General features: G+C 64.9%; 23 protein-coding genes and 2 pseudogenes. 15 read left to right on the plus strand and 10 right to left on the minus strand.

Annotated elements, in window-relative coordinates:
- Positions 1 to 161 precede the first annotated feature (161 nt).
- Genes AC1MCD_RS05240 through AC1MCD_RS05250 form a run of 3 tightly spaced genes read right to left on the minus strand, consistent with a single transcriptional unit; the run spans position 162 to position 1,437 of the window.
- Complete coding sequence (locus AC1MCD_RS05240) at positions 162 to 464, minus strand: hypothetical protein (RefSeq protein WP_498678191.1); 303 nt, start codon at positions 462 to 464, stop codon at positions 162 to 164.
- Positions 362 to 1,243 carry an alcohol dehydrogenase catalytic domain-containing protein gene (locus AC1MCD_RS05245; protein ID WP_498676501.1) on the minus strand — a complete coding sequence of 294 codons (882 nt, stop codon included), beginning with the start codon at positions 1,241 to 1,243 and terminating at the stop codon, positions 362 to 364. The genes AC1MCD_RS05240 and AC1MCD_RS05245 overlap by 103 nt, the downstream gene beginning before the upstream one ends.
- Positions 1,219 to 1,437 (minus strand): PhnE/PtxC family ABC transporter permease, encoded by a 219-nt coding sequence (locus tag AC1MCD_RS05250; RefSeq protein ID WP_498676503.1) that lies wholly within the window; start codon positions 1,435 to 1,437, stop codon positions 1,219 to 1,221. The genes AC1MCD_RS05245 and AC1MCD_RS05250 overlap by 25 nt, the downstream gene beginning before the upstream one ends.
- 120 nt (positions 1,438 to 1,557) lie before the next feature.
- Here AC1MCD_RS05250 and AC1MCD_RS05255 point away from each other — a divergent pair, with 120 nt between their 5' ends.
- The 4 genes from AC1MCD_RS05255 to AC1MCD_RS05270 all read left to right on the plus strand — a co-directional run bounded on the left by AC1MCD_RS05255 (position 1,558) and on the right by AC1MCD_RS05270 (position 4,825).
- Entirely contained in the window at positions 1,558 to 2,793 is a 1,236-nt protein-coding gene (locus tag AC1MCD_RS05255; RefSeq protein WP_498676505.1) for a S8 family serine peptidase, read from the plus strand.
- Between the two features lie 76 nt (positions 2,794 to 2,869).
- Complete coding sequence (locus AC1MCD_RS05260) at positions 2,870 to 3,544, plus strand: hypothetical protein (RefSeq protein ID WP_498676509.1); 675 nt, start codon at positions 2,870 to 2,872, stop codon at positions 3,542 to 3,544.
- A gap of 36 nt (positions 3,545 to 3,580) precedes the next feature.
- Positions 3,581 to 4,069: a DUF2087 domain-containing protein gene (locus AC1MCD_RS05265; protein WP_498676511.1), complete on the plus strand. Its 489-nt coding sequence runs from the start codon at positions 3,581 to 3,583 to the stop codon at positions 4,067 to 4,069.
- 249 nt (positions 4,070 to 4,318) lie between these two features.
- Complete coding sequence (locus AC1MCD_RS05270) at positions 4,319 to 4,825, plus strand: hypothetical protein (protein WP_498676513.1); 507 nt, start codon at positions 4,319 to 4,321, stop codon at positions 4,823 to 4,825.
- 115 nt (positions 4,826 to 4,940) lie between these two features.
- Here AC1MCD_RS05270 and AC1MCD_RS05275 read toward each other — a convergent pair.
- Positions 4,941 to 5,712 (minus strand): annotated as a pseudogene (locus AC1MCD_RS05275) (DeoR/GlpR family DNA-binding transcription regulator).
- Between the two features lie 183 nt (positions 5,713 to 5,895).
- On the opposite strand from AC1MCD_RS05275, the gene AC1MCD_RS05280 reads away from it, so the two are divergent.
- The gene (locus AC1MCD_RS05280; RefSeq protein ID WP_498676514.1) at positions 5,896 to 6,375 is read left to right on the plus strand and encodes a nucleoside deaminase; all 480 of its coding nucleotides are present in this window, start codon (positions 5,896 to 5,898) and stop codon (positions 6,373 to 6,375) included.
- A gap of 397 nt (positions 6,376 to 6,772) precedes the next feature.
- Here the strand turns inward: AC1MCD_RS05280 and AC1MCD_RS05285 are convergent, their stop codons facing one another.
- On the minus strand, positions 6,773 to 7,486 hold the full coding sequence (locus tag AC1MCD_RS05285; protein WP_498676515.1) for a hypothetical protein: 714 nt from the start codon (positions 7,484 to 7,486) through the stop codon (positions 6,773 to 6,775).
- 268 nt (positions 7,487 to 7,754) lie between these two features.
- On the opposite strand from AC1MCD_RS05285, the gene AC1MCD_RS05290 reads away from it, so the two are divergent.
- Positions 7,755 to 8,441: a haloacid dehalogenase type II gene (locus tag AC1MCD_RS05290; RefSeq protein WP_498676517.1), complete on the plus strand. Its 687-nt coding sequence runs from the start codon at positions 7,755 to 7,757 to the stop codon at positions 8,439 to 8,441.
- 105 nt (positions 8,442 to 8,546) lie between these two features.
- On the opposite strand, the gene AC1MCD_RS05295 is transcribed toward AC1MCD_RS05290, so the two are convergent.
- Positions 8,547 to 8,996: a DUF4383 domain-containing protein gene (locus tag AC1MCD_RS05295; RefSeq protein WP_498676521.1), complete on the minus strand. Its 450-nt coding sequence runs from the start codon at positions 8,994 to 8,996 to the stop codon at positions 8,547 to 8,549.
- Between the two features lie 757 nt (positions 8,997 to 9,753).
- Complete coding sequence (locus AC1MCD_RS05300; protein WP_498676522.1) at positions 9,754 to 10,341, minus strand: CGNR zinc finger domain-containing protein; 588 nt, start codon at positions 10,339 to 10,341, stop codon at positions 9,754 to 9,756.
- 89 nt (positions 10,342 to 10,430) lie between these two features.
- Between AC1MCD_RS05300 and AC1MCD_RS05305 the strand changes: the two genes are divergently transcribed.
- The 6 genes and pseudogenes from AC1MCD_RS05305 to AC1MCD_RS05330 all read left to right on the plus strand — a co-directional run.
- The gene (locus AC1MCD_RS05305; RefSeq protein ID WP_498676523.1) at positions 10,431 to 11,525 is read left to right on the plus strand and encodes an LLM class flavin-dependent oxidoreductase; all 1,095 of its coding nucleotides are present in this window, start codon (positions 10,431 to 10,433) and stop codon (positions 11,523 to 11,525) included.
- A gap of 54 nt (positions 11,526 to 11,579) precedes the next feature.
- On the plus strand, positions 11,580 to 12,209 hold the full coding sequence (locus tag AC1MCD_RS05310; RefSeq protein ID WP_498676525.1) for a cysteine hydrolase family protein: 630 nt from the start codon (positions 11,580 to 11,582) through the stop codon (positions 12,207 to 12,209).
- Positions 12,210 to 12,581: 372 nt separating this feature from the next.
- Positions 12,582 to 12,938 (plus strand): DMT family transporter, encoded by a 357-nt coding sequence (locus AC1MCD_RS05315; protein WP_498676527.1) that lies wholly within the window; start codon positions 12,582 to 12,584, stop codon positions 12,936 to 12,938.
- Positions 12,938 to 13,255 carry a DMT family transporter gene (locus AC1MCD_RS05320; protein ID WP_498676528.1) on the plus strand — a complete coding sequence of 106 codons (318 nt, stop codon included), beginning with the start codon at positions 12,938 to 12,940 and terminating at the stop codon, positions 13,253 to 13,255. The genes AC1MCD_RS05315 and AC1MCD_RS05320 overlap by 1 nt, the downstream gene beginning before the upstream one ends.
- A gap of 325 nt (positions 13,256 to 13,580) precedes the next feature.
- Positions 13,581 to 14,837: a S8 family serine peptidase gene (locus tag AC1MCD_RS05325; protein ID WP_498676530.1), complete on the plus strand. Its 1,257-nt coding sequence runs from the start codon at positions 13,581 to 13,583 to the stop codon at positions 14,835 to 14,837.
- 6 nt (positions 14,838 to 14,843) lie between these two features.
- Positions 14,844 to 15,089 (plus strand): annotated as a pseudogene (locus AC1MCD_RS05330) (hypothetical protein); the annotation flags it as partial.
- Here the strand turns inward: AC1MCD_RS05330 and AC1MCD_RS05335 are convergent.
- The gene (locus AC1MCD_RS05335; protein ID WP_498676531.1) at positions 15,086 to 16,039 is read right to left on the minus strand and encodes a GlxA family transcriptional regulator; all 954 of its coding nucleotides are present in this window, start codon (positions 16,037 to 16,039) and stop codon (positions 15,086 to 15,088) included. The pseudogene AC1MCD_RS05330 and the gene AC1MCD_RS05335 sit on opposite strands and share 4 nt — an antisense overlap.
- A 101-nt stretch (positions 16,040 to 16,140) precedes the next feature.
- Between AC1MCD_RS05335 and AC1MCD_RS05340 the strand changes: the two genes are divergently transcribed.
- From AC1MCD_RS05340 to AC1MCD_RS05350, 3 genes are all read left to right on the plus strand, one after another.
- Positions 16,141 to 17,106 (plus strand): alpha/beta fold hydrolase, encoded by a 966-nt coding sequence (locus AC1MCD_RS05340; RefSeq protein WP_498676533.1) that lies wholly within the window; start codon positions 16,141 to 16,143, stop codon positions 17,104 to 17,106.
- Between the two features lie 4 nt (positions 17,107 to 17,110).
- Positions 17,111 to 17,485: a hypothetical protein gene (locus AC1MCD_RS05345; protein ID WP_498676535.1), complete on the plus strand. Its 375-nt coding sequence runs from the start codon at positions 17,111 to 17,113 to the stop codon at positions 17,483 to 17,485.
- A gap of 114 nt (positions 17,486 to 17,599) precedes the next feature.
- Positions 17,600 to 18,220, plus strand: coding sequence for a DUF2231 domain-containing protein (locus AC1MCD_RS05350; RefSeq protein WP_498676537.1), 621 nt, complete (start codon positions 17,600 to 17,602; stop codon positions 18,218 to 18,220).
- Between the two features lie 48 nt (positions 18,221 to 18,268).
- On the opposite strand, the gene AC1MCD_RS05355 is transcribed toward AC1MCD_RS05350, so the two are convergent.
- Positions 18,269 to 19,264: a DUF4862 family protein gene (locus AC1MCD_RS05355; protein ID WP_498676538.1), complete on the minus strand. Its 996-nt coding sequence runs from the start codon at positions 19,262 to 19,264 to the stop codon at positions 18,269 to 18,271.
- Entirely contained in the window at positions 19,261 to 19,929 is a 669-nt protein-coding gene (locus AC1MCD_RS05360) for a fumarylacetoacetate hydrolase family protein (RefSeq protein ID WP_498676540.1), read from the minus strand. Before AC1MCD_RS05360 ends, AC1MCD_RS05355 begins: the two co-directional genes overlap by 4 nt.
- Positions 19,930 to 19,971 lie beyond the last annotated feature (42 nt).

Raw genomic sequence — 19,971 nt, forward strand, 5'->3', positions numbered from 1 at the left:
ATATAAGGAATCTCATATATGGACTCATATTATTTATGGACGTGCGGTCAGTGCTGCTCCATCGGCGCCTTGCATGCTGGCGGACGAGGCGCGGACTGCGCACCGGCAAGTGATGTTCGAGGCATCAGTCGGCTCCTGGGGACGGCCACTGTGGGCGGCGTCTAGCAGTTTGAGGCGGGGCTGGCGGCTACTGATTTCCGGAGGCGTCGCCCCTGTGGCGGCGTCATGTGGGCGGCCAGTTCTGAGAGTGGCTGGGGCGGTTCCACGAGTGAGTCCCAGTCATAGCTGCCCTGGGTTTGCATGAGGAAGTCCACGGCCTGCTGAAGGTGTGCCGGTTCGTAGTTGTGCACGCCCGTGACAGTCAGGAGGGAGCGGACCATGCGCTCCGGGTCCATCGCGACCGCGGGCCCGGGGGAGGCCGAGCCCGCGAGCACCAGCCGGCCGCCGGTATCGAGGGCGGCCAGTGCTGAGGTGACAGCGGGCTGCGCACCGGAGAGTTCCACCGCGACATCGAATACGGCAGTGCCGTGGTCCTTACCCGCCATGGTGGCCATGGTGGCCCGAACTGGCGGGCCAGTTCCAGGCGTTCGGGGTTGAGGTCGCGGACCTCGACTGACTCAGCACCGCGGGCACGGGCCACGGCGCAGGCGACGATCCCGAGCATCCCGGCGCCGCTGACGAGCACCCGCCGGCCTAGGAGCGGGCCGGCTGCCCCGAGGACGGCCATGACGGTGGCTGTAGCGCAGGCGGACGGCGCCGCGGCCAGGTCGGAGAGTCCGTCCGGTACCGATACCAGGGTGATGCCGCGGGGCAGGTGTATGTGCGAGGCGTAGCCGCCGGACAGGCCGCAGGCGCCGTTGACCGGTTCGTGGCCGGTCTTGAGCAGGCTCCGGCACTTGGCCGTTATCCCCGCAGCGCAGCGGTCGCATTCGCCGCAGGAGACGGTGACGCTCCAGACCACTCTGTCTCCCAGCTTGAGTTCCCTGCCGCGGTGGTCACGGACTCCGCCCGGTCCGGTGGCGACGATGGTGCCCACCGCTTCATGCCCGAGGATCCCGGGGAAGGGCCCGGGCCGTCGGCCGGAGACTGTGTGCATGTCCGAACCGCACACAGTCGCCACGTCGATTCTGGCCAGTGCTTCGCCGGGGGCGAGTTCCGGTGCCGGCAGGTCCTGTGGGTAGAAGTCCTGTCCGCCGGTCCAGACCTGGGCGGAGACGGTCAGCGGACGTGTGTGCGTATCCATGCGGAGAGCCTTTCAATGGCGAAGACGATGACGAAGATGATCAGGATGATCGTTCCTGCCACGTCGAAGTTCAAGGTGCGGATGGACTCCATGAGCAGGAAGCCGATGCCGCCAGCGCCGACGATTCCCAGCACTGTGGAGGTACGGATGTTGACGTCGAGCACCCATCTCAAGCGCTGTACAAGCTCAATCAAAGGGGCGGTTTGGCGCAGACTCAACACCCGCAGTTGTGTATCGGCCACCTGCGTGATTAGGTAGGGCGATTCGGCTGGCAGCACTTTCCAGCTGGTGCAGGTTGGAGCAAGATGACCTCCATGAAAAGAATCGTGATCGGTTTGGCGGCGGCATTGTTGGCGTTCGGCGGCATCAACTCAGCGGGTATGAGCAACGCGGCCGCCGATCCATCCCGGGCCGCGGGGCAGATCCTGGTCAAGTTCCGGGACAGTGGCGCTGCGGCCGGCGTGCTGCGCCAGCATGGCCTGAGTGCGGGCCCCGATGTTGGGGACACCGGCGCGCACCTCATCACGGTGCCAGCCGGCAAGGAGCTGCAGCTCATCGAGGCGTTGAGCCGCAACCCTGAGGTGGAACACGCCGAGCCGGACCAGGCAGCTACCTCCGCCACAGCCGATCCGTACTTCGGCCGCCAGTATTCCCTGCAGAACGATGGCCAACCGTTTACCAACACGCGTGGCGATATACAGATAGCCGCCGGCACACCGGACGCTGACGTGGACGCCGTCGAAGCCTGGAGCGTCACCACCGGCAGCGGGATCAAAGTTGCTGTTCTCGATTCAGGTGTCGCAAGCGACAACCCCGACATCAACCCGAAGGTTGTTGCCCGCGCCAATTTCAGCGGCGCGACAACCAATGAAGACATTTACGGCCACGGTACCCACGTGGCAGGCATCGTCGCCGCCACCCACAATGCGGAGGGCGTGGCGGGTGTGTGCCCGGGCTGCACAATCCTGGCCGGCAAAGTCCTCAACGACAGCGGAGTCGGATCGTCATCGAGCGTTGCGAACGGCATCAACTGGGCCGTCAGCAACGGGGCCAAGGTGATCAACATGAGCATCGGTGTGCCAGCATCACGCACCCTTGAAACCGCCGTCAACGATGCATGGAGCAAGGGTGTGGTCCTCGTGGCCGCAGCAGGCAACGGCGGTAACCAGGCCAAGATCTACCCGGGCGCGTATGCCAAGGTCATTGCCGTCGGCGCGACCGACAACAAAGACGCCAAAGCATCATTCTCAACCTACGGAGCCAGCTGGGTTGACGTCGCAGCGCCCGGAGTGAATGTGTACTCAACGTTCCCTAACCACCCGTTCGCCCTTGAGAAACCGAACAACCGGTCCCAGGGGTACGACGTCGGCAATGGCACCTCGATGTCCTCAGCGATCGTCGCTGCCACGGCCGCGCTTGTCTGGAGTTCCACTCCCGGTGCCACAGCCACTTCAGTGCGCGCAAAGGTCGAAACGACCTCCGAGAAGAAGACCGGCCAGGGGACCTACTGGGCCTACGGCCGCGTGAACGCGTTCAACGCCGTCAAGTAGTTCCATATCCGGCGGAAGTACCGACCCAGGGTCAAGGTCGGCGCCTTCGCGGCATGCTCTGTTACAGTCAGGCCCCATGATCGAACTCCGCCCCGACGGTCCGGGCACAGTCGGCTTCCTCCACACGGCACAGGTCCACGTGGCTACGTTCGATGCCCTGTCCCGGGAGTTCATGTCCTCTGCTCGCACGGTCCACCGGGTGGATCCCGAAGCTCTGGAGCTTGCCCGACAGGACGGAACAGGGGAGCGCGTCCGAGCCGTCGTAGCCGGCCACCTTTCGGAACTCCGGGAGGCCGGATGCGAGGTCATCCTCTGCACCTGCTCAACGCTCGGCGAGGTCGCGGAAGGGCTGTCAGGAGACGGTCTCGAAGTGATCCGGATCGACCGGCCGATGCTTCGCCGGGCCGTTACTCTCGGCCCGCGCATCGGTGTCCTCGCGGCGCTTGCAAGCACCGTGGAGCCGACAACACGCGTTCTTGCCGAGGAAGCTGCGGACGCGGAACCCGGCATATTTGTCGAGGTCTGCGTGGTGGACGGCGCATGGGGCGCCTTCCTCAGCGGAGATGCGGACGACTACGGCTCCCGCATCGCGGAGGCGGCGCGAACGCTCTCAAACCGGTGCGACGTCGTCGTCCTCGCCCAGGCGAGTATGGAACCTGCCGCCGCCCTGCTTACCGGGCTCGCGACTCCCGTCCTGACGAGCCCCCGCTCGGCCATCGAAGCGGTCGCCGCAGTCATCCCGTCCCGCTAGCGGGGAGGCTCCGAACAGCAGTTGGAGGTGGGGCAAATGAACGGACCGTCCGCTCACAGTGGACCGCACTGGCGACGGGTGATGGCGGCGCTCGCCAACCGGGATGCCCGGACCACTTACGCGCAGATCGTGCTCGGTGAAGATGTCCTTGCCGACGCAAAGGAGCAGCGCCGTAACCGGGCAATCGCCATTCTGCTGGAAGCCGGACTGGTGGACCGGACGGCAAGCAACGGTTATCAGGCCGCGGAGACGATCTTCAACGAGCTCTTGTCCCAGCAGCCAAGGCGCCAGCCGAAAACCGGGGTGGACCGTTTCCTGCGCCTTGGCCGGATCGACAGGTACCCGGCCGGCGCGGCGGATCGGCGCGAGCTCCTGGCCACGATCGTCGACCAAGCCATCCAGCCCGGGGAGGACCTCACCGAGAGGCAGGTCAATGAGCGGCTGCTGAGCTACACGGACGACGTGGTGCTGCTGCGCCGCTACCTGATCGACTTTGGGCTGCTCACCGGGGTATCCACTGCGTGAAAGATCAGATTCACGCCAGGAAACCGCTAACTAATTCTTCATTTCAGCCAGTTCTTATGTCTCTTTACATCCGGTGGAAGTTCTCAGTAGGCTGGCGCGTGGGCCGGATGCCGGCCAATGACGTTACACAGCGCGATGGGGCGCTGTGCACAGGGCACGACCCGGACTTAGTACGGCGGACGGTCTCCTCCCCCAGTTTGGTGGTGCGCCAGCTCAAACACGAACCTGAGGCAAATGGAGGAACCCAAAATGAGGAAAATTCTGTGGCGGCTGCTGTTCACGTCCCTGCTGGCAGCAATGGCACTGACCGTTCCGCAATCGGTCCTAGCAGCCCCGCCCGCCCCTGAGCCCCTACCTGAGTATGCGGCTTGCCCCGGCTTTAGCGTCACCGTCGAGTCAAGTGGCGGGAACCAAGCCGTCCGCAACTCGCGGCTCAGGGATGGCATCATTTACACCATTACTGCTGGCCGCGGGACGACCATAACGGTGACGAATGTCACTACCCGCGAGAGCGTGACGTTCAATACGAAGGGTTCGGTTACCAGGACTGCCCAGGACGCTGTAACAGGCGACATTAACTGGTCGCTTTCGGGCGCAAATCTGGTCCTGTTGTTTGACAAGGTCGACGTTGGTGGTCCGTCCACCGTGCTTTACACCGGGTTGGTCAGGTTCACCTCTGACAAGTTCGGCACGTTGCACAAAGCCATCGAGAAGACATCAGGTACCCAGCGGGACATCTGTGCAGAGCTGAGTTAGACGCAAGTGTCGCCTGGGCAGCGGAAGAACGCCGCTGCCTAGGCGATATCTTTTGCTGGCCGATTGAAAGAACGCAAAGGATAACTGGAACCAGCGGACAGCCTCGTCGGCGGGCTCAACCGCCGACCTCAGCCACCTCAACCTCCACCCCGGCGTCCCGGAACCTCCGCACCTGCTCAGGGTCCGCGCCGTCGTCCGTCACCAAAGTCCACGGCAAAGCCAAACGTGCCCACGCGTGAAAAGGCCGCAGGCGGAGCTTGGACGAGTCCGCCAGCACATACACAGCATTGCCGCGCCGGGCCATCAGCTCCTTGCGCCGGGTCTGGGCGTGGTCGGCCTCGCAGATGCCGTCCTCGGCGGTGACGGCGTCGGCGCCCAGGACACCCGGTCAAAGCTCATCCGCTCCAGGGCTGCCTCGGCCAGCGGTCCCACAAAACTCTGCGAAACGCTGCGCAGCCTGCCGCCCAGGCAGTCCACCTCGATGCCCTCGGACTCGGCCAGTTCCGCATCGTATTGATGCCCGGCGTCGTCACGGACAAACGATCAAACCCGCGCAGTTCGTGGGCCAGGGCACCGACGGTGGAGCCGGCGTCGAGCAGGATGTTCTCCCCGGGCACGATCACGGACGCGGCCCAGCGGGCGATCGCATGCTTCTGCTCAAACGCCTCGCCGGGGCGCTGCCGCAGCGACGCCTCCGGGTGCGCGCCCAGGGCCATCGCCCCGCCGTACGTGCGGGCCAGCCGGCCCTGCCCGTTCAGGAGCGCCCGGTCGCGGCGGATGGTGGAGGCCGTCACCTCGAACTGGGCGGACAGTTCCTCCACGGAGGCCAGGCCGGTGGTGACGGCGAGGTGGTAGATCTCCGCGCGCCCCGCGTTGGCGCTCAGCATTCCCGGTCTCCTTCCACTGCCATGGACGGCCGGGCGGCCATCTCCGTCGCCTGGTGCAGCGTTTCCCGTTCTCGCCGGCGCTTGGGTTGATGGCGCACTAGAACGCACGGCGTCGGGCTCCTCCGACTCGCGGCGCGCTGGCGAGCCCAGGTCTTGGGAATAGCCGCATTGGACAATGACGGCATGACCCACGAGCAGCATGCATCCGCCGCGCCGGAACTGGACCGCACCGCCCATCCCGCATTCGAAGCCGCCTATCAGGCCGCCCGGAAGAGCCTCGCTGAGGGCGGCATCCCCATCGGAGCCGCGCTCGCCCGGGACGGCGTGGTCATTGCCAGCGGGCACAACGAACGGGTCCAAAAAGCCGATCCGATTGCCCACGGAGAAATGTCGGCGCTCCGCGCCGCCGGGCGGCAGAAGAGCTACCGGGACACCACGCTCTACACCACACTCGCCCCGTGTGCCATGTGCGCCGGAACCATCGTCCAGTTCAAAATTCCCCGCGTGGTGGTGGGTGAAGCACGCACCTTCGACGGCGAGCTGGAGCTCCTGCGGACACGCGGGGTTGAGGTGGTGGTCCTGGATGATCAGCGTTCCGTCGACATGATGCGCACATTCCAGTCCGACAACCCGGACCTCTGGGCAGAGGATATCGCCGAGTAGACCTCGTCGGTCGGGGCCACCTGGCAGTCCGGTGTACCCGCCCATGGGACGCGCGGCGGGGCGAACGGAACCGTGCGCTCCGTGCTTTCGAGCAGTTCCTTGTCCTGCTCAGACAGCTTCACGCCGATGGTGGGGCAGGACAGACAAGAAACGCTCCCTGTCGGCGTCGGACGGTTTGGGCATCTGCATGGCGGCTCCCGGGTTGCTGTGGGGCGAGAAAAGGACTGCTATCGGCGCTGTCGCGGTGCCGGCTGGGCCGCCTCGTAGGAAGGCTTCCCAGAGCACCGCACGAAAGCGGGACCGGTCACCTTTCGGCAACCGGTCCCGCCGTCCTACTTTCCGCCGTCGTACTTAAGGAGTGGACTCTTGAACAGATTCCACTTTGTCCGGCGACGACCTAGTGGCGCACCAGGACGCCGCAGGCTGCGGGATCAGTGGCCTCGGCCGGGAGCTTCGGGTCGAGTTCGCTGGCGCCGACCTTACCGAGGTCGTACTTGCCGTTGTCGTTGTAGTCGATGCCGTGGATCACCACAACACCTTCGCCGTCGCGGATGGCCTGGGCGATGTCCTTGGCCGTTCCGATGCCGCCGTTGTCGGGGTCACCGATCCCGGCGACGTCCGTGAACTTGATGTTCTTGCGCTTATAGTCATAGCTGCCGTCCTTGGCAACCGGGAAGCGGTCCACCGCCAGGAGGCTTGCCGGGGTGGTGTCGCCGGTGGTGGTCAGGGACACGACCACCGGGCCGTAGGCAGGGATGCCCTCCACCGTGGTGAGTCGTCCGTCGTGGTTGGTGTCGAGGGCCAGGGTGGGGCACTCATTCAGGGCCTGCTGGCCGTAGTGGATGTGCTGGGCGTGCGGTGCATCGGGGGTTAGGCCCTCGGCATGCACCTCGATGCGCTTGACCATTTTGTTGCCGACGACTGCTGTGGCAGTGCCGGAGGCTCCGGAGCCGTTTAGCTGGGTGAGTGTGGCGGTCAGGGTGACGTTCTTGTCGTTGTCTTTGCTGTCGCTTTGGTCGTTGTGCGCCTGGGCCGGAACTGCTGCCAGGGTGGCGGCGGCAAGTAAGACAACCGCTGAGCCCCCAAGGGTTATCACTGATTTACGATTCACAATTTGCTCCTCGGTCTTGGCCAGTGAGGCGGTCCCTCTGGTCCACAGTGATTCGGAACACATTGCCCGGCGGATGGGTCGGGGCTTGGCAGGCCCTCTTGCCGGCGCCATCGCGCAAGCGGAGAATGTCCTCACTGGCGGGGTTCCATGTCCTTCTCCGCCGTGGATATCGGGGATCAGTTCGCAAAACCCTCAAACTGATCGGGAAATTTCGCGGCTCTCCTGCTGCGCCTCGTCGTAAACGGACCATGAAGGTGAAGGAGAACCCATGAACAGCGCACCGTCAGTCATCGTTTTCGACGTCAACGAAACGCTCTCGGACATGTCACCGATGGGGGAGCGATTCGCCGAAATCGGCGCTCCCGCCCAGCTGGCGAAACTTTGGTTCGCCGCGTTGCTGCGCGACGGCTTCGCCCTGACCGCTGCCGGTGGCAACGGGACGTTCGCCGAGATCGGTGCCGAGGTCCTGCGCGGGCTGCTGGCCGGTTCGGGTATCGATGCCAATGTGGACCGGGCGGTGGAGCATGTCTTGGGAGGAATGGCTGCACTGGGGCTGCATCCTGATGTGCCCGAAGGAATCCGGGCCTTGCGGACGGCGGGGTACCGGCTGGTCACTTTGACCAACGGCTCGGCCCAGGTGGCGGAAAAACTCTTCGCGCCGGCCGGGATCCGGGACCAGTTCGAGCGGCTGCTTTCGGTGGAGGATGCCCCCGCGTGGAAGCCGGCACCGGCTGCCTACCACTACGCGGCGGCTGCCTGCGCGGCGGACCCGGGGCAGATGCTGCTGGTGGCCGTGCACCCCTGGGATATCCACGGCGCTTCCCAAGCCGGCCTGGGCACGGCATGGATCAACCGGACCGGGGCCAACTACCCGGGCTACTTCACCGCCCCCGACTACACCGTCGCTACCGTGGCACAACTTCCGGAAGCCCTGGGGACGCCGACAGAACGGTGAATCGGGGCGGTCGCTCAGCAGGTGCCCAAACGCAACGAAGGCGGGGCCCACCGAAAGGTGCGTCCCGCCGTCGGGCGTTCACGAATTGAACTTCAGGCCGGCTGTTTATGCGCGTGCCTTGTGGCCCTTGGTGAGGATGAAGGCCAGGGCGATCATGCCGGCACCCAGCACCAGGTGGAGTCCGTTGTCGAAGGCGTTCAGCGGGACGAAGTTCGCGGCCGATTCCTGGTCGAACACCAGGCCGTAGACGAACAAGACAAGGTAGATGACTCCGCCGTAGAGAAGGAAGGAGCGGGCGCCGGTGGCGCTCCGGGCGAGAAGCAGTCCGGCTGCGCCGAAGAGGAGGTGGACGATGTTGTGCAGGGCCGAGACCTGGAAGAGGCCCAGCAGCATTGCCTCGGAGTGGCGGCCGGCGAACTGCAGCTCGCTATAGTTGCTGGTGATGCCAGGGACGAAGCCCAGGACGCCGACCAGCAGGAACACAGCACCGACTGCCATCGAAGCCTTCTGGACGTTGGTGCGGGTTGCCGTACCTGCGTGGGTGAATGTAGCCATGGTTATCTCCTGAGTGCGATGGTGTTTGTGGATCGGCCAGGTTAGTCCCTGACTGCCAACCCAAAGGGTTATGCCAGCTATTCGGGCGCAATCGCGTTCCGGATGGGTAAATCGCCGAATACCTCTATCCACCCGGCAGCGACTGGAGCAAGATAGCGGATGAAAAAAGTCGTCTTAGCTGGTTGGCTGGGGCGGCGGCGTCTTGGTGCACGTCATGCCTCGCTTTCTCCCGACTGCCGTCCCGGAACACCGCGGCAGGTTTGTCCCCGAGAAGTTCCAGCGACGTAACGGGAGCCACCCGCCGGCTAACACGCTGCCGGGACGCACCCCGGGTAGGAGAGGCACTCACGGTCGTCCCGCCGTCGGGCGTTCCCAAAAGCGCCTCTGCCACCCGGACCGCGCAATGCACCATCCGCAGCGTGTCCGCGCTGAGGGTGTCCAGCGGTCCGGAGATGTCGAGCACGCCCAGCAGCCTGCCCGGGGCCGGGTCCGTGATGGGCGCCGCTGTCCTCGCCCTTGGCCAGTCAACTCGTAGCTCGGTACGGCAGTGCACTCGCCGTCGCCGCCGGCCTGCTCATAGGTGCCGGAATACTGGCCGCCGCCACCTTGCCCTCCAAACCAGCGGCACAAGCGGACGGGAAGTCCGCGGTGGCTAGGGTAGACCAGCCGAGCCGCTAGCTGCAGAGACGAATTTTCGGCGTCCCGCCCCGTTCAGGGCAGTGTGTTGGTCATCCGAGTGGCTTCGGCAGCACATGCTTCATGCGCTGTGTAGCGCGCGTTTGCGTGCGTAGGCCCGTGCGGCGCGGACTCGGTCGCCGCAACGGGTTGAGCACCATTGCCGTCGTGCGTGGGTGCGGAGGAAGAACCGTTCACACGAGTCCGCTTCGCAGGACGCGAGCAGCGATGCTTGATCGCCGCTTAGCAGCGAGGCGGCATCATCGGCGATGACGGCCATGACGTGCTCGACGACCTGTGTCACGGGATGGTCGGCGCTGCGGGTGAACCCCGCCGCAGGGTCGAACCGTAACAGCAGCGCGCCGGGGGCGGAGGTCAGCGCACGATTAAGGGCATGCACGGCCGCTGCCGTGGGGACGTCTCCAGTGGTGTGCGCAGTGAAGAGATCGCGCAGATCAGAGCGCAGCGCTGCGAGTCTGCCCCGGCAGTGCTCGTGCAGCACCGATTCCGGTGCGATGAGATCGTTCGCCATCAGCCAGGCCGCCGCCGCCTCAGGGCTGCCCAATTCGTCGTGGCGTTTGCCTCCGGGCAGATCGCTTGCGCTGTTGACGAGCGCGAGGCAGGGATGCTCTTCGGCTCCTGGTACGGATGCTAGCAGTGTCTCGGACATGATTCTCATGGTATCAGTTTCATTTAACCGTGAGGCAGCTGTTAGGCTCCAATCACGCCAAAAAGCATTTTTTTCCATGAGGAGTTTGTATGAAGTTCGGTCGACCATCCGGCACGGCCCCTTTCACGTTGTCCGTGCTTTCCGCGGGCGGCACCGGAGTGGGGGTGACCGCTGAGGAGGGGCTCGCGGGCACCATCTCGCTGGCACGGGCGGCGGACCAGCGCGGCTATCACCGGTTCTGGATGTCTGAGCATCATGCGATGGGGGCGACCTCGGTGTCCTCACCGCCGTTGATGGCTGCCCGCCTCATCGCGGAGACGAAGCGCATCCGCCTTGGCGCCGGAGGGGTAATGCTGCCCAACCACTCCCCGTTGCTGATCGCCGAGCAGTTCGGAATGCTTGAGGCCCTCGCCCCCGGCCGGATCGATCTTGGGCTGGGGCGCGCCCCCGGCACTGATGGGGCGACTGCCGCGGCTCTGCGCCGGGGCGCGGATGCCAACGACGGATTCCCCCAGCAGGTGCTCGAGCTGCTCGGGTTTATGACTGACGGGTTCCCTCTCGGACACCCGTACCGGCACGTCCATGCGGTGCCCGGCCCCTGGCAGGCAATGGAAAACCGGGTGCCTGCGCCCTCGACCGCGCCGGAGGTGTGGGTGCTGGGCTCCTCTCCGTACTCAGCGCAGCTTGCCGGGCAGTTCGGCCGGCCGTATGCGTTCGCGTTGCAGTTCGGCGACGCCGACATCGATACGGCCATGCGTCTCTATCGTGAGAGCTTCCAGCCCTCCGATGTGCTGGCCGAGCCGCACGCCCTCGTCAGCGTGCCCGCGGCGATCAGCGACGACCAGGCTGAGGCGAAACGGCAGGCGGCAACGTCGGCGATGGCGATGCTGCGCATGTTCAAAAGCGAAGGTTACCTGCTCCTGCCCCCGGACGAGGTTGAGGCCTATCAACCAACGATCCAGGAGCGGCAGATCCTCGACGCCTATACCAACCGCAGTTTCCATGGCACCGCCGCTACTGTCGCCGACCGTCTCGAAGCCCTGCACGAGCGCACCGGTGTCGATGAGGTAATGCTCGTCGTCGGCGGCCACTCGGCAACCCTCGACCAGCGCGGGATCACCCTGATCGCCGATCACTACGCACTTCCCCGCCTGGAGGCACCGCTCTCGGCCGCCGCGCGGTAGTACCCATACCAACATTCCACACGTTCACAACCAACCCCATATAAGGAGAACCACATGACCGCACCGCGCAGAGCCCTGATCGTCATCGACGCCCAACAGGAATACTTCGACGGACTGCTCCCGATTCAATACCCGGCCCGCGACGAATCCATCGCCAGCATCCAGACCGCGATCAACACCGCCCAGCAAACCGGAACGCCGATGGTGCTCGTCCAGCACGAACTCCCGGCAGAAGCCCCGGTGTTCGCATCCGGGTCGGTGACCTGGCAGAACCACCCCGAAGTAGCCGCCCACGAGAACGCCGCAGCCAAGCGCATCAGCAAGCAGTTCTCCAGCATCTTCGCGGACACCGACCTCGAAGCCTGGCTGCGGGAACAAGGCATCGACACGATCACCCTCGTTGGGTACATGACAAACAACTGCGTGATCGCCTCCGCCGCGGCCGCCGAGCCCCTCGGATTCGCCGTCGAGGTTCTCTCAGACGCGACCGGAGCAATCGACCTCGCCAACGACGCCGGCACCGCGCCTGCACGCCAGGTCCACGAGACCCTCATGGCGCTGCTGCACTCGAACTGGGCCGCCGTCACCGACACCGAGACCTGGACCTCAGCACTGCGTACTGGCGCGCCGCTGACCAAGAGCGACCTCATCACCTCCGCCGCGCAAGGCCGCAGCACCCGGTAGAAAGTACCGCGATGGTGGTCATCCTGCGCTCAGCATGCCCGGACTATGCATCTTGAGCTAGGACCGGCCGCACACCGATCGCTCCGTGGGCACTGAGCCCGCCGGCGTACCACCGTCGGCGGGCAGCCGAATCAGGCGTGGGGGCATACCTCAACGATGCATTCTGAAAGGAAACGCATCACTTACAGAACCTCCCTCTGGGCCCAAATCATCTTGAATTAACATCTACGCAACCGTTAGCTTCCTGCTGCAGCGTGAAGGACGGGATCATCGCCTGACTTGCAGACATACTCTCTTTCCCTCGTTCGTGGCCACGAGAGCCACCTCGTCCTCCAGATCACCCAGTAGCTCATCACGCAAGGAACCAACCCCATGACCAACACCACTAAGGCCTGGCTACTCCTAATTCCCGCCATCCTGGTCGAAGTGACGGCCTCACTCGCCCTCAAGGGCGCACTCGAGCACCCTGCCCTCTACGTCGTCGTTGTCATGGGCTACCTCAGCGGATTCGTTTTGCTCGCCGAGATACTCCGCACGGGTATGGCCCTCGGGGTTGCCTACGGTATCTGGGGAGCTACCGGTGTCGCCCTCACTGCCGTTGGCTCCCTCCTGCTCTTCGGAGAACCGCTCACCGCCCTCATGGGCATCGGAATCATCGTCATCATCGCCGGCGTCCTATGTGTGGAGCTCGGAGCCCAGGGCGCCCACAAGAAGGCAGAGATTGCCTGATGACCTATCTTCTCCTCATCGGCGCCATCCTGTTTGAGGTCTCCGGCACGATCAGCCTCCGCCTAGCCATCGACAACACACGCTGGTACGCAGCAGTTGCGGTCGGATACGTGGTGTCCTTTAGCATGCTCGGCCTCACCCTCGCTCATGGGATGCCCATTGGCATCGCCTACGGAATCTGGGCCGCAGCAGGCGTCGCCCTTACCGCCGTCCTTTCCAAGTTCCTCTTCAAAGATCCCCTCACCTGGCTAATGAGCCTTGGCATCATCCTCATCATCGGCGGCGTCCTCCTCATCGAACTCGGCGCGACCCACTAGCCAGAACCACAGTCACCCCCTTACGGGCAGTCACAGCTGCGCTTGGTACGCCCAGCCCTACAGGGATCGCCCGTAAGGGGGTTCCCATCTCAAAACGGTGTCTCGAAACCTTAGTGCCTCAAAACGCTAGGGATATGACACGTCTCGATGACTGAAGGACGGCGGCTACGCGACCAGTTCGTCACATGCCAGGCTGAGGTCCCAGTAGATGGTGGCGCGGCTGGCCCCGGCGATCTTTCCAATATCGGCCTGCAGTCGCGCCGGCCGCCGGATGTTAGGGCTCGCACCCCTACCCATCCGGCAAGGGCAGGGGCAAGATGACCCTATGAAAAAAATGCTCATGGCCAGCTTCGCCGCGATGATCCTGGTGCTGGGCACCGTCACCACGTCCGTCCCGGGCACTGCGGCGGCAGCTCCGTCAGGCGCGGGCCACATCCTCGTCAAGTTCCGCGACGACGGTGCCGCAGCGGGTGTGCTGCGGCAGCATGGCCTGGGCGAGGGGCCCGACGTCGGCAGCACCGGCGCCCGCCTGATCGCGGTGCCGGCAGGGGCCGAGCAGCAGCTCATGGACGCCCTGAGCAAGAACCCGGCGGTTGACTATGCCGAGCCGGACCAGCCGGTCACCGCCTACACAACGGACGAATACTTCCCCCGGCAATACGCGCTCCAGAACGACGGCCAGGCCTTCACCAACACCAAGGGCGACATTCAGGTAGCCGCAGGCACACCGGACGCCGATGTGGACGCCGTCGAAGCGTGGACCGTCACAACCGGCGTGGGCATCAAAGTTGCAGTGCTCGATTCGGGCGTGGACGGCAACCACGAAGACATCTCCTCGAAGGTCGTGGCCCGCGCCAACTTCAGCACGTCACAAACCAAGAAAGCTGACGTGGTGGCAGAAGACTATTACGGGCACGGCACCCACATGGCGGGCAGCGTTGCCGCCACTGCCAACAACGCCAAGGGCGTGGCCGGGGTGTGCCCCGGCTGCACCATCCTGGCCGGCAAGGTACTCAACGACAGCGGGGTCGGCTCCAGCTCAAGCCTCGCAAACGGCATCAACTGGGCGGTCAGCAACGGCGCGAAGGTCATCAACATGAGTCTCGGCGTGTCGGCGTCGCGCACGCTCGAAACTGCCGTCAACAACGCCTGGAACAAAGGAGTGGTGCTGGTTGCCGCGGCAGGCAACGGCGGCAACCAGACGAAGATCTACCCGGGCGCGTACCCGAACGTCATTGCTGTCGCCTCCACAGACAACAACGACCTGAAAGCATCGTTCTCCACCTACGGCGCCAGCTGGGTGGACATCGCAGCACCCGGAGTCAACGTGTACTCCACCTTCCCGAACCACCCGTTCGCCTTGGCGGCGCCAAATAACCGGTCGCAGAATTACGACGTCGGCAACGGCACCTCGGTGTCCTCGGCCATCGTCGCCGCCACTGCCGCCCTCGTATGGAGCAAGAACCCGGGCGCCGACGTTTCGGCAATCCGCGCCAAGGTCGAGTCAACCGCGGACAACATTGGCGGGACCGGCACGTTCTGGGCCAATGGCCGGGTGAACGCGTATAACGCGGTCAAGTAGTGCCGCCCGGCAACCGTCGCGGCGGAGGCGCCGGCCATCACCCTGATCGGGACGATCGCCATGCTCTGGGTGGGTGGCCACACCACGCGGCAGGAGGCCTGCGACCTCGGCCGGCATGCGCCGTACGACCCGCTACTCAACATGCTGCCGTTCGGCAAGAAGAGCGCTCACGAGGAGTGCGACGTCCGCGCCGAACTGGCCGGGTACCGGCCCGGCGAAGCACGACGACGGTTCCGCAGGATAGGGGTCTAGGCCGGCGCTGCTTGCCGGTTCCTGCCCTGGTAAAGACGGCGGTAGCTTGAGGGCGTGGTGTTGAGTTTCCGGGCGAAGTGAAGCCGGAAGTTTGCTGTCGTTCCCAAGCCGGTTTTGGAGGCAATGGCCTGTACCGTCAGGTCGGTGGTTTCCAGCAGCCGGCATGCAACGGCCATTCGCTGATCGTTCAGCCAGCTCAAAGGTGTCATGCCTGCTTCGGCGGTGAATTTCCGTGTGAAGCTCCTGGCCGCCCACCCGGCATGGGCCGCCAGTTCCTCCACAGTGAGCGGTTCAGCCAGGTTCTGCCTGGCCCAGGCGCAGGTGTCCGCGAACAGGGCCAGAGGTGCGGCGACGGCACGTTCCATAAACTGGACCTGGCCCCCTTCCCGGTGCGGGGCCACCACCATCCGCCGTGCAATGCTGTTGGCCGCCTCAGTTCCATAGTCCTTGCGGACCAGGTGCAGGCACAGGTCGATGCCAGCCGCGACCCCGGCGCTGGTGCTGACGCTGCCCTGGTCTATGTACAGGACGTCCGCGTCGACGGCGATGAGCGGGTACAGGGTTTGCAGCCGTTCCGCGTTTTTCCAGTGGGTGGTGGCCCGTTTGCCGTCCAAAAGGCCCGCAGCAGCGAGGGCGAAGGCACCGGTACATACGGATACCACGCGGGCTCCGTTGGCCGCTGCCTGACGCAGCGCCTCGGAGACCTCGGCGGGCGGATCGTCGAGCGGTGCGTACCCGGGCACCACCACCGTATCCGCTGACCGAAGGGCATCCAGGCCGTCGAGTGCCTGGATGGAATACCCGGAGGTTGTCGGCACCAGGCCGGGCCGGGCTGCGCAGACCCGGAAGGAGTACCGTTCCCGTTCATCCTCATGGCCAAAAACCTGCGCGGGAATGGCAAGGTCAAAGGCGACCACACCCGGCAGTGCGAGGGCGACAACTCGGTGCATAGGCCCACTGTAGCCACTAAGCCGCGACGTGGGCAGGATCCTTTCCCTAAGGGGCATTTTTGCAGCGCACTTCCGCCGCCGCTGAATGACAGCATGGGCGCATGACACTTATTCCAGCGGGGCAGAAACCGACGGCTGCTACTCCCACCGCCCCTACATCCACGGGCCACCGCCGTCCGTCCGGCACTGATCCTTCCCCGAAAGGGCACCTCAGTTGGGTTGTGGCCGGATCCCTGGTTGCCGGGGCCCTCGCTGCCCTGCTGCTGGCCGCAGCCCCCATCATTCCGGCCACTGAAAGCGGCGTAACCGGCGCCATCCTGTTGGGGCTTGGGCTGGGATGGGCCATGCTGGCAGCGCTGTCGCTCCGGTTCACGGATCAGCCACAGAAATGGGCCGCGGCTCCGTCGCTTTTCCTGGCACTTGGCGGTCTCCTGCTGTTGGCGTTCGGCGCCCCAATGCAGGATGCGCTCGCTTGGGTATGGCCCCCCGCCTTGCTGGTGTTGGCGGCCTGGATGGTCTTCCAGGCCCGCCGGCAGCTTCGCAGCCGAGTCGGCCGCTTCCTGATCTACCCGGCGGTGGCGATGCTCGCTCTGGTTTCCGTGGGTAGCGGCTTCGAAACCGTGCACGCGGCGGCAAGTGCAGGCACTGCTCCCGCGCAGGGCCAACTGGTCGACGTCGGCGGTCACCGACTGTTCCTGAACTGCACCGGGGAAGGCAGTCCTACCGTCGTGATGGAACCGGGTGCAGGCCAAATGTCGTCTGACCTCGCCTTGATCGCACCCGTTGTTGCCGGCAATACCAGGGTGTGTGTCTACGACCGGGCAGGACGCGGATGGAGCGATCCGGTGAACACCCCGCAGGACGCCGCGCAAATCGCGGCGGACCTCCACACATTGCTGCAGCGAGGAAACGAGCCTGGACCGTATGTGCTGGCCGGGCATTCATTCGGCGGCCTCTACGCACTGACTTTCGCTGCGCTACCCGGCGGAAGTGGCCGGACTGGTGCTGGTGGACTCAACCGCACCGGCTTCGGAACCGGGCCAGCCCACCCGCACCGACTCCGATGACACCATGAACCGTGTCTCCGCGGTAGCGTCCAGTGCAGCCCGGCTTGGCCTCGGCCGGCTGCTCGGCGTGACACCCAGCCATCTCCGAAGCACCGTACACGAGTACACCCAGGCGGGCTCCTCCACGTGGCAGGCGGCAGCGCTGAGGAGCTTTGGCGACAAGCCGCTGGCCGTTCTGACAGCTGGCAGTGGGAGTGCCCCCGGCTGGTCCGCGTCGCAGGACAACCTAGCCGCACTCTCGTCCAAGAGCCTGCACCGCGTTATCGACGGCGCCACCCATGCGTCGCTTGTCTACGATCAGGAGGACGCGGCCGAGACGACCCGGGGGATCCTCGACGTCGTCTCCGCCGTCCGGACGGCAAGCCCGGCCATCCCATAGGCGCCGGGGTGGACCGTTTGAGCGCAGGGAGGCTCGCCGGCCAGGACACAGCCATGGGTGATGCACTCCAAATAGGCGGTGCAATTACGGCTCGCCAAGAGTATTTTGAGCTCCATGCACACCTCACCCAGCGCACCTGGTGCTTCCACGAGGGAACAGCTCCCGCAGCCGTCCGGCCGCTCCGTGCCTGCCAATAACGGCAGGAACGGACGTTATGCTCGGCTCCTTGGCCGTCTTGAAGAGTTGCCTCTAGGTGCTCTCGTAAAAGGAATTGAACCCATTGCCGGCCGCCTCACGGCCCGCCCTGGAATTCGAGGTTTCTTTCGCGGAGACGCCACCGGCATCCCCCTGCATAGCATCCTGACCGACGCCCCTTTTGGCGCCTGGTGGTCGGCCATATTCCTCGATTACTACAAAGACGACAGCTCGCGGCTCGCAGCAAAAAGGCTGATTGCTGTGGGCGTCGTGGCAGCAGTTCCCACAGGTGTCGCCGGCTGGGCGCAGTGGTCCATGAAGGATCAGGGCACGAAGCGTGTTGGCATTGTCCACGCCGCCGTCAATGGCGCGGCCACCCTTGTTTACCTTGCCTCCTGGGCGGCCCGCGAAGGCGGCCGCCACGAGCTGGGTATTGGCCTGGCACGGGCAGGGGCCGTGCTGCTGCTGGCCAGCGGATTCCTTGGTGGCCACCTGCGCAGCGGCCGGCCACGCCGCGTGGCAAAGCTTCCGCGGGAATGATCGGCCCAAGGACAGGGACACCTTTTTGCTCCATGACCCGCGCCTGACTCAGAAACCGGCCCTACGAACGGCGTCAATTGATTTGCCCAGAAGTGAAAGGCGCTGAGCTACGCCGGATCCCCGTGGTGCAGAGACTTTCAGTCCCCGGTAGGGTTCCGCCTCACTGCGGAGCAATGCACTGTCCAAGATGGCTGCGATGGCACGGATGCCTTGTGGTGTTAGGAGCGATACCGGTTCCACCGGCGCGGGCGGGAGGTGAACATCGTCCCACGCCGGGCCGAAGGCCGTGGGCTGCGATGAGCAGCCGGCCAGGACGAAGCCCGCCAGCAATCCGGCGTGAAGGGCCAACTTCATGTGCCGGTCCGGCGTGCTGGTATCACGGCCCTCAATTACCGAGCGGGCCCAATTCAGGGCAACTCCTGCACCCGTCCCCGCGGTAGCGACGGCTTCAATTTCCTGCTCGAGCGGCAGGAATCCTTTGATGGGTGAGTTGTGATTGATGGCGGCGTCGCAGTGTTCCAGCACTGGCCGGGCTCCATCCCAGTCAAGCTCCGCCAGCTGCTTCAATGAGGCAGCCAAGGCTTTGACAGTTGCATCTTTCCTGGAAAAGGACCCATCGCCCAGTACGGAGGGACGCGGAGCACTGAATAAGTGCACTGCGCCGACTGCCTTGCGGCCCAACACGTCATTGAGGCGGCGTACTGCCTCCGACGCGGCCACGGCCCTTCCCAGTGCCGCTTCCCGTCCCGCCGGTACGGCCGATGCCAGGCCGAATGCGGAAGCGCTCCTGAGCTGGTCCATCGTGTCCGGAATGGTAGTGACGATGAAGCTGAGATGATCGGGCAGGAGACGGACACGCTTGAGGAACCAGTCGGCGTCGTACTTGTGCAGCTTTCCCGTGGCGTAAAAGGGAATCTCAAGCCCGCTGACGTGCGGCAGCGACGCCGCCGCGGATAGAAACGCCGCCTCATGCTCCGGATTCCAGCCGTCCATGGCCGGAGCTGCGGCGTAGCTGCTCAGAATGACCCCCGCGCGGCGGGTCACGCCCGGATCACGGCGGGGGACTCCAGCAAGGACACCGGATTCGTAAGTGTTCCCACACCTTCGATGTCCACCGAAACGGTATCGCCCGGGTGCAGCTCGAGGACCGATTCGTCAGCGGCCCATGGGGTGCCGGTGAGGATCACATCGCCGGGGAAGAGGGTCATGAACCGGGAACAGAACATCAGCAGCTCCGCTACCGGGAAGATCATGCGGGATGTGGAGGACTTCTGGACCACCGAACCGTTGATCGTTGTGACCAGGCTGAGGCTTTGGAGGTCCGCGATCTCGTCCAGGGTCACCAGCTCGGGGCCGAGGGGGCAAAACGTGTCCAGGCTCTTTCCCCGTGTGGACTGGACATCGGCTGCTTGCAGGTCCCGGGCTGAGACATCATTGGCCACTGTCACTCCCGCGACCGCCGCGAGCGCGTCTTCCGCTCTGCGCGCATTCTTCAGGACCCGCCCCATGACGACGGCGAGTTCACCTTCGCAGACGACGGGTCCGGAATGTGAGGGCTCAAGGACTATGGGTTGGCCGTGTCCGGTCAGGCTGCCGGGAAACTTGCCAAATACCAGGGGAATGCGTCCCGGTGCCCGCCGGTCCAGGGCTATGCCTCCGGCGGGCCCGGGAGGAAGTGGGAGTCCATTGCCTTCGGGGGAGTCTGGCAAGTAGTTTTCCCCTATGCCGATGAGCTGCCCGGGCAGGCGGAC

The sequence above is a fragment of the Arthrobacter sp. BF1 genome (assembly GCF_056680215.1).

What these genes read in the sequence shown, in the direction of transcription:
- AC1MCD_RS05245 (WP_498676501.1), bottom strand. Translation starts at nt 1,243, where the DNA reads ATGGATACGCACACACGTCCGCTGACCGTCTCCGCCCAGGTCTGGACC.
- AC1MCD_RS05300 (WP_498676522.1), bottom strand. Translation starts at nt 10,341, where the DNA reads ATGTCCGAGACACTGCTAGCATCCGTACCAGGAGCCGAAGAGCATCCC.
- AC1MCD_RS05335 (WP_498676531.1), bottom strand. Translation starts at nt 16,039, where the DNA reads ATGCACCGAGTTGTCGCCCTCGCACTGCCGGGTGTGGTCGCCTTTGAC.
- AC1MCD_RS05350 (WP_498676537.1), top strand. Translation starts at nt 17,600, where the DNA reads ATGCACACCTCACCCAGCGCACCTGGTGCTTCCACGAGGGAACAGCTC.
- AC1MCD_RS05265 (WP_498676511.1), top strand. Translation starts at nt 3,581, where the DNA reads ATGAACGGACCGTCCGCTCACAGTGGACCGCACTGGCGACGGGTGATG.
- AC1MCD_RS05280 (WP_498676514.1), top strand. Translation starts at nt 5,896, where the DNA reads ATGACCCACGAGCAGCATGCATCCGCCGCGCCGGAACTGGACCGCACC.
- AC1MCD_RS05270 (WP_498676513.1), top strand. Translation starts at nt 4,319, where the DNA reads ATGAGGAAAATTCTGTGGCGGCTGCTGTTCACGTCCCTGCTGGCAGCA.
- AC1MCD_RS05320 (WP_498676528.1), top strand. Translation starts at nt 12,938, where the DNA reads ATGACCTATCTTCTCCTCATCGGCGCCATCCTGTTTGAGGTCTCCGGC.
- AC1MCD_RS05260 (WP_498676509.1), top strand. Translation starts at nt 2,870, where the DNA reads ATGATCGAACTCCGCCCCGACGGTCCGGGCACAGTCGGCTTCCTCCAC.
- AC1MCD_RS05345 (WP_498676535.1), top strand. Translation starts at nt 17,111, where the DNA reads ATGAACCGTGTCTCCGCGGTAGCGTCCAGTGCAGCCCGGCTTGGCCTC.
- AC1MCD_RS05255 (WP_498676505.1), top strand. Translation starts at nt 1,558, where the DNA reads ATGAAAAGAATCGTGATCGGTTTGGCGGCGGCATTGTTGGCGTTCGGC.
- AC1MCD_RS05310 (WP_498676525.1), top strand. Translation starts at nt 11,580, where the DNA reads ATGACCGCACCGCGCAGAGCCCTGATCGTCATCGACGCCCAACAGGAA.
- AC1MCD_RS05295 (WP_498676521.1), bottom strand. Translation starts at nt 8,996, where the DNA reads ATGGCTACATTCACCCACGCAGGTACGGCAACCCGCACCAACGTCCAG.
- AC1MCD_RS05325 (WP_498676530.1), top strand. Translation starts at nt 13,581, where the DNA reads ATGAAAAAAATGCTCATGGCCAGCTTCGCCGCGATGATCCTGGTGCTG.
- AC1MCD_RS05305 (WP_498676523.1), top strand. Translation starts at nt 10,431, where the DNA reads ATGAAGTTCGGTCGACCATCCGGCACGGCCCCTTTCACGTTGTCCGTG.
- AC1MCD_RS05315 (WP_498676527.1), top strand. Translation starts at nt 12,582, where the DNA reads ATGACCAACACCACTAAGGCCTGGCTACTCCTAATTCCCGCCATCCTG.
- AC1MCD_RS05290 (WP_498676517.1), top strand. Translation starts at nt 7,755, where the DNA reads ATGAACAGCGCACCGTCAGTCATCGTTTTCGACGTCAACGAAACGCTC.
- AC1MCD_RS05340 (WP_498676533.1), top strand. Translation starts at nt 16,141, where the DNA reads ATGACACTTATTCCAGCGGGGCAGAAACCGACGGCTGCTACTCCCACC.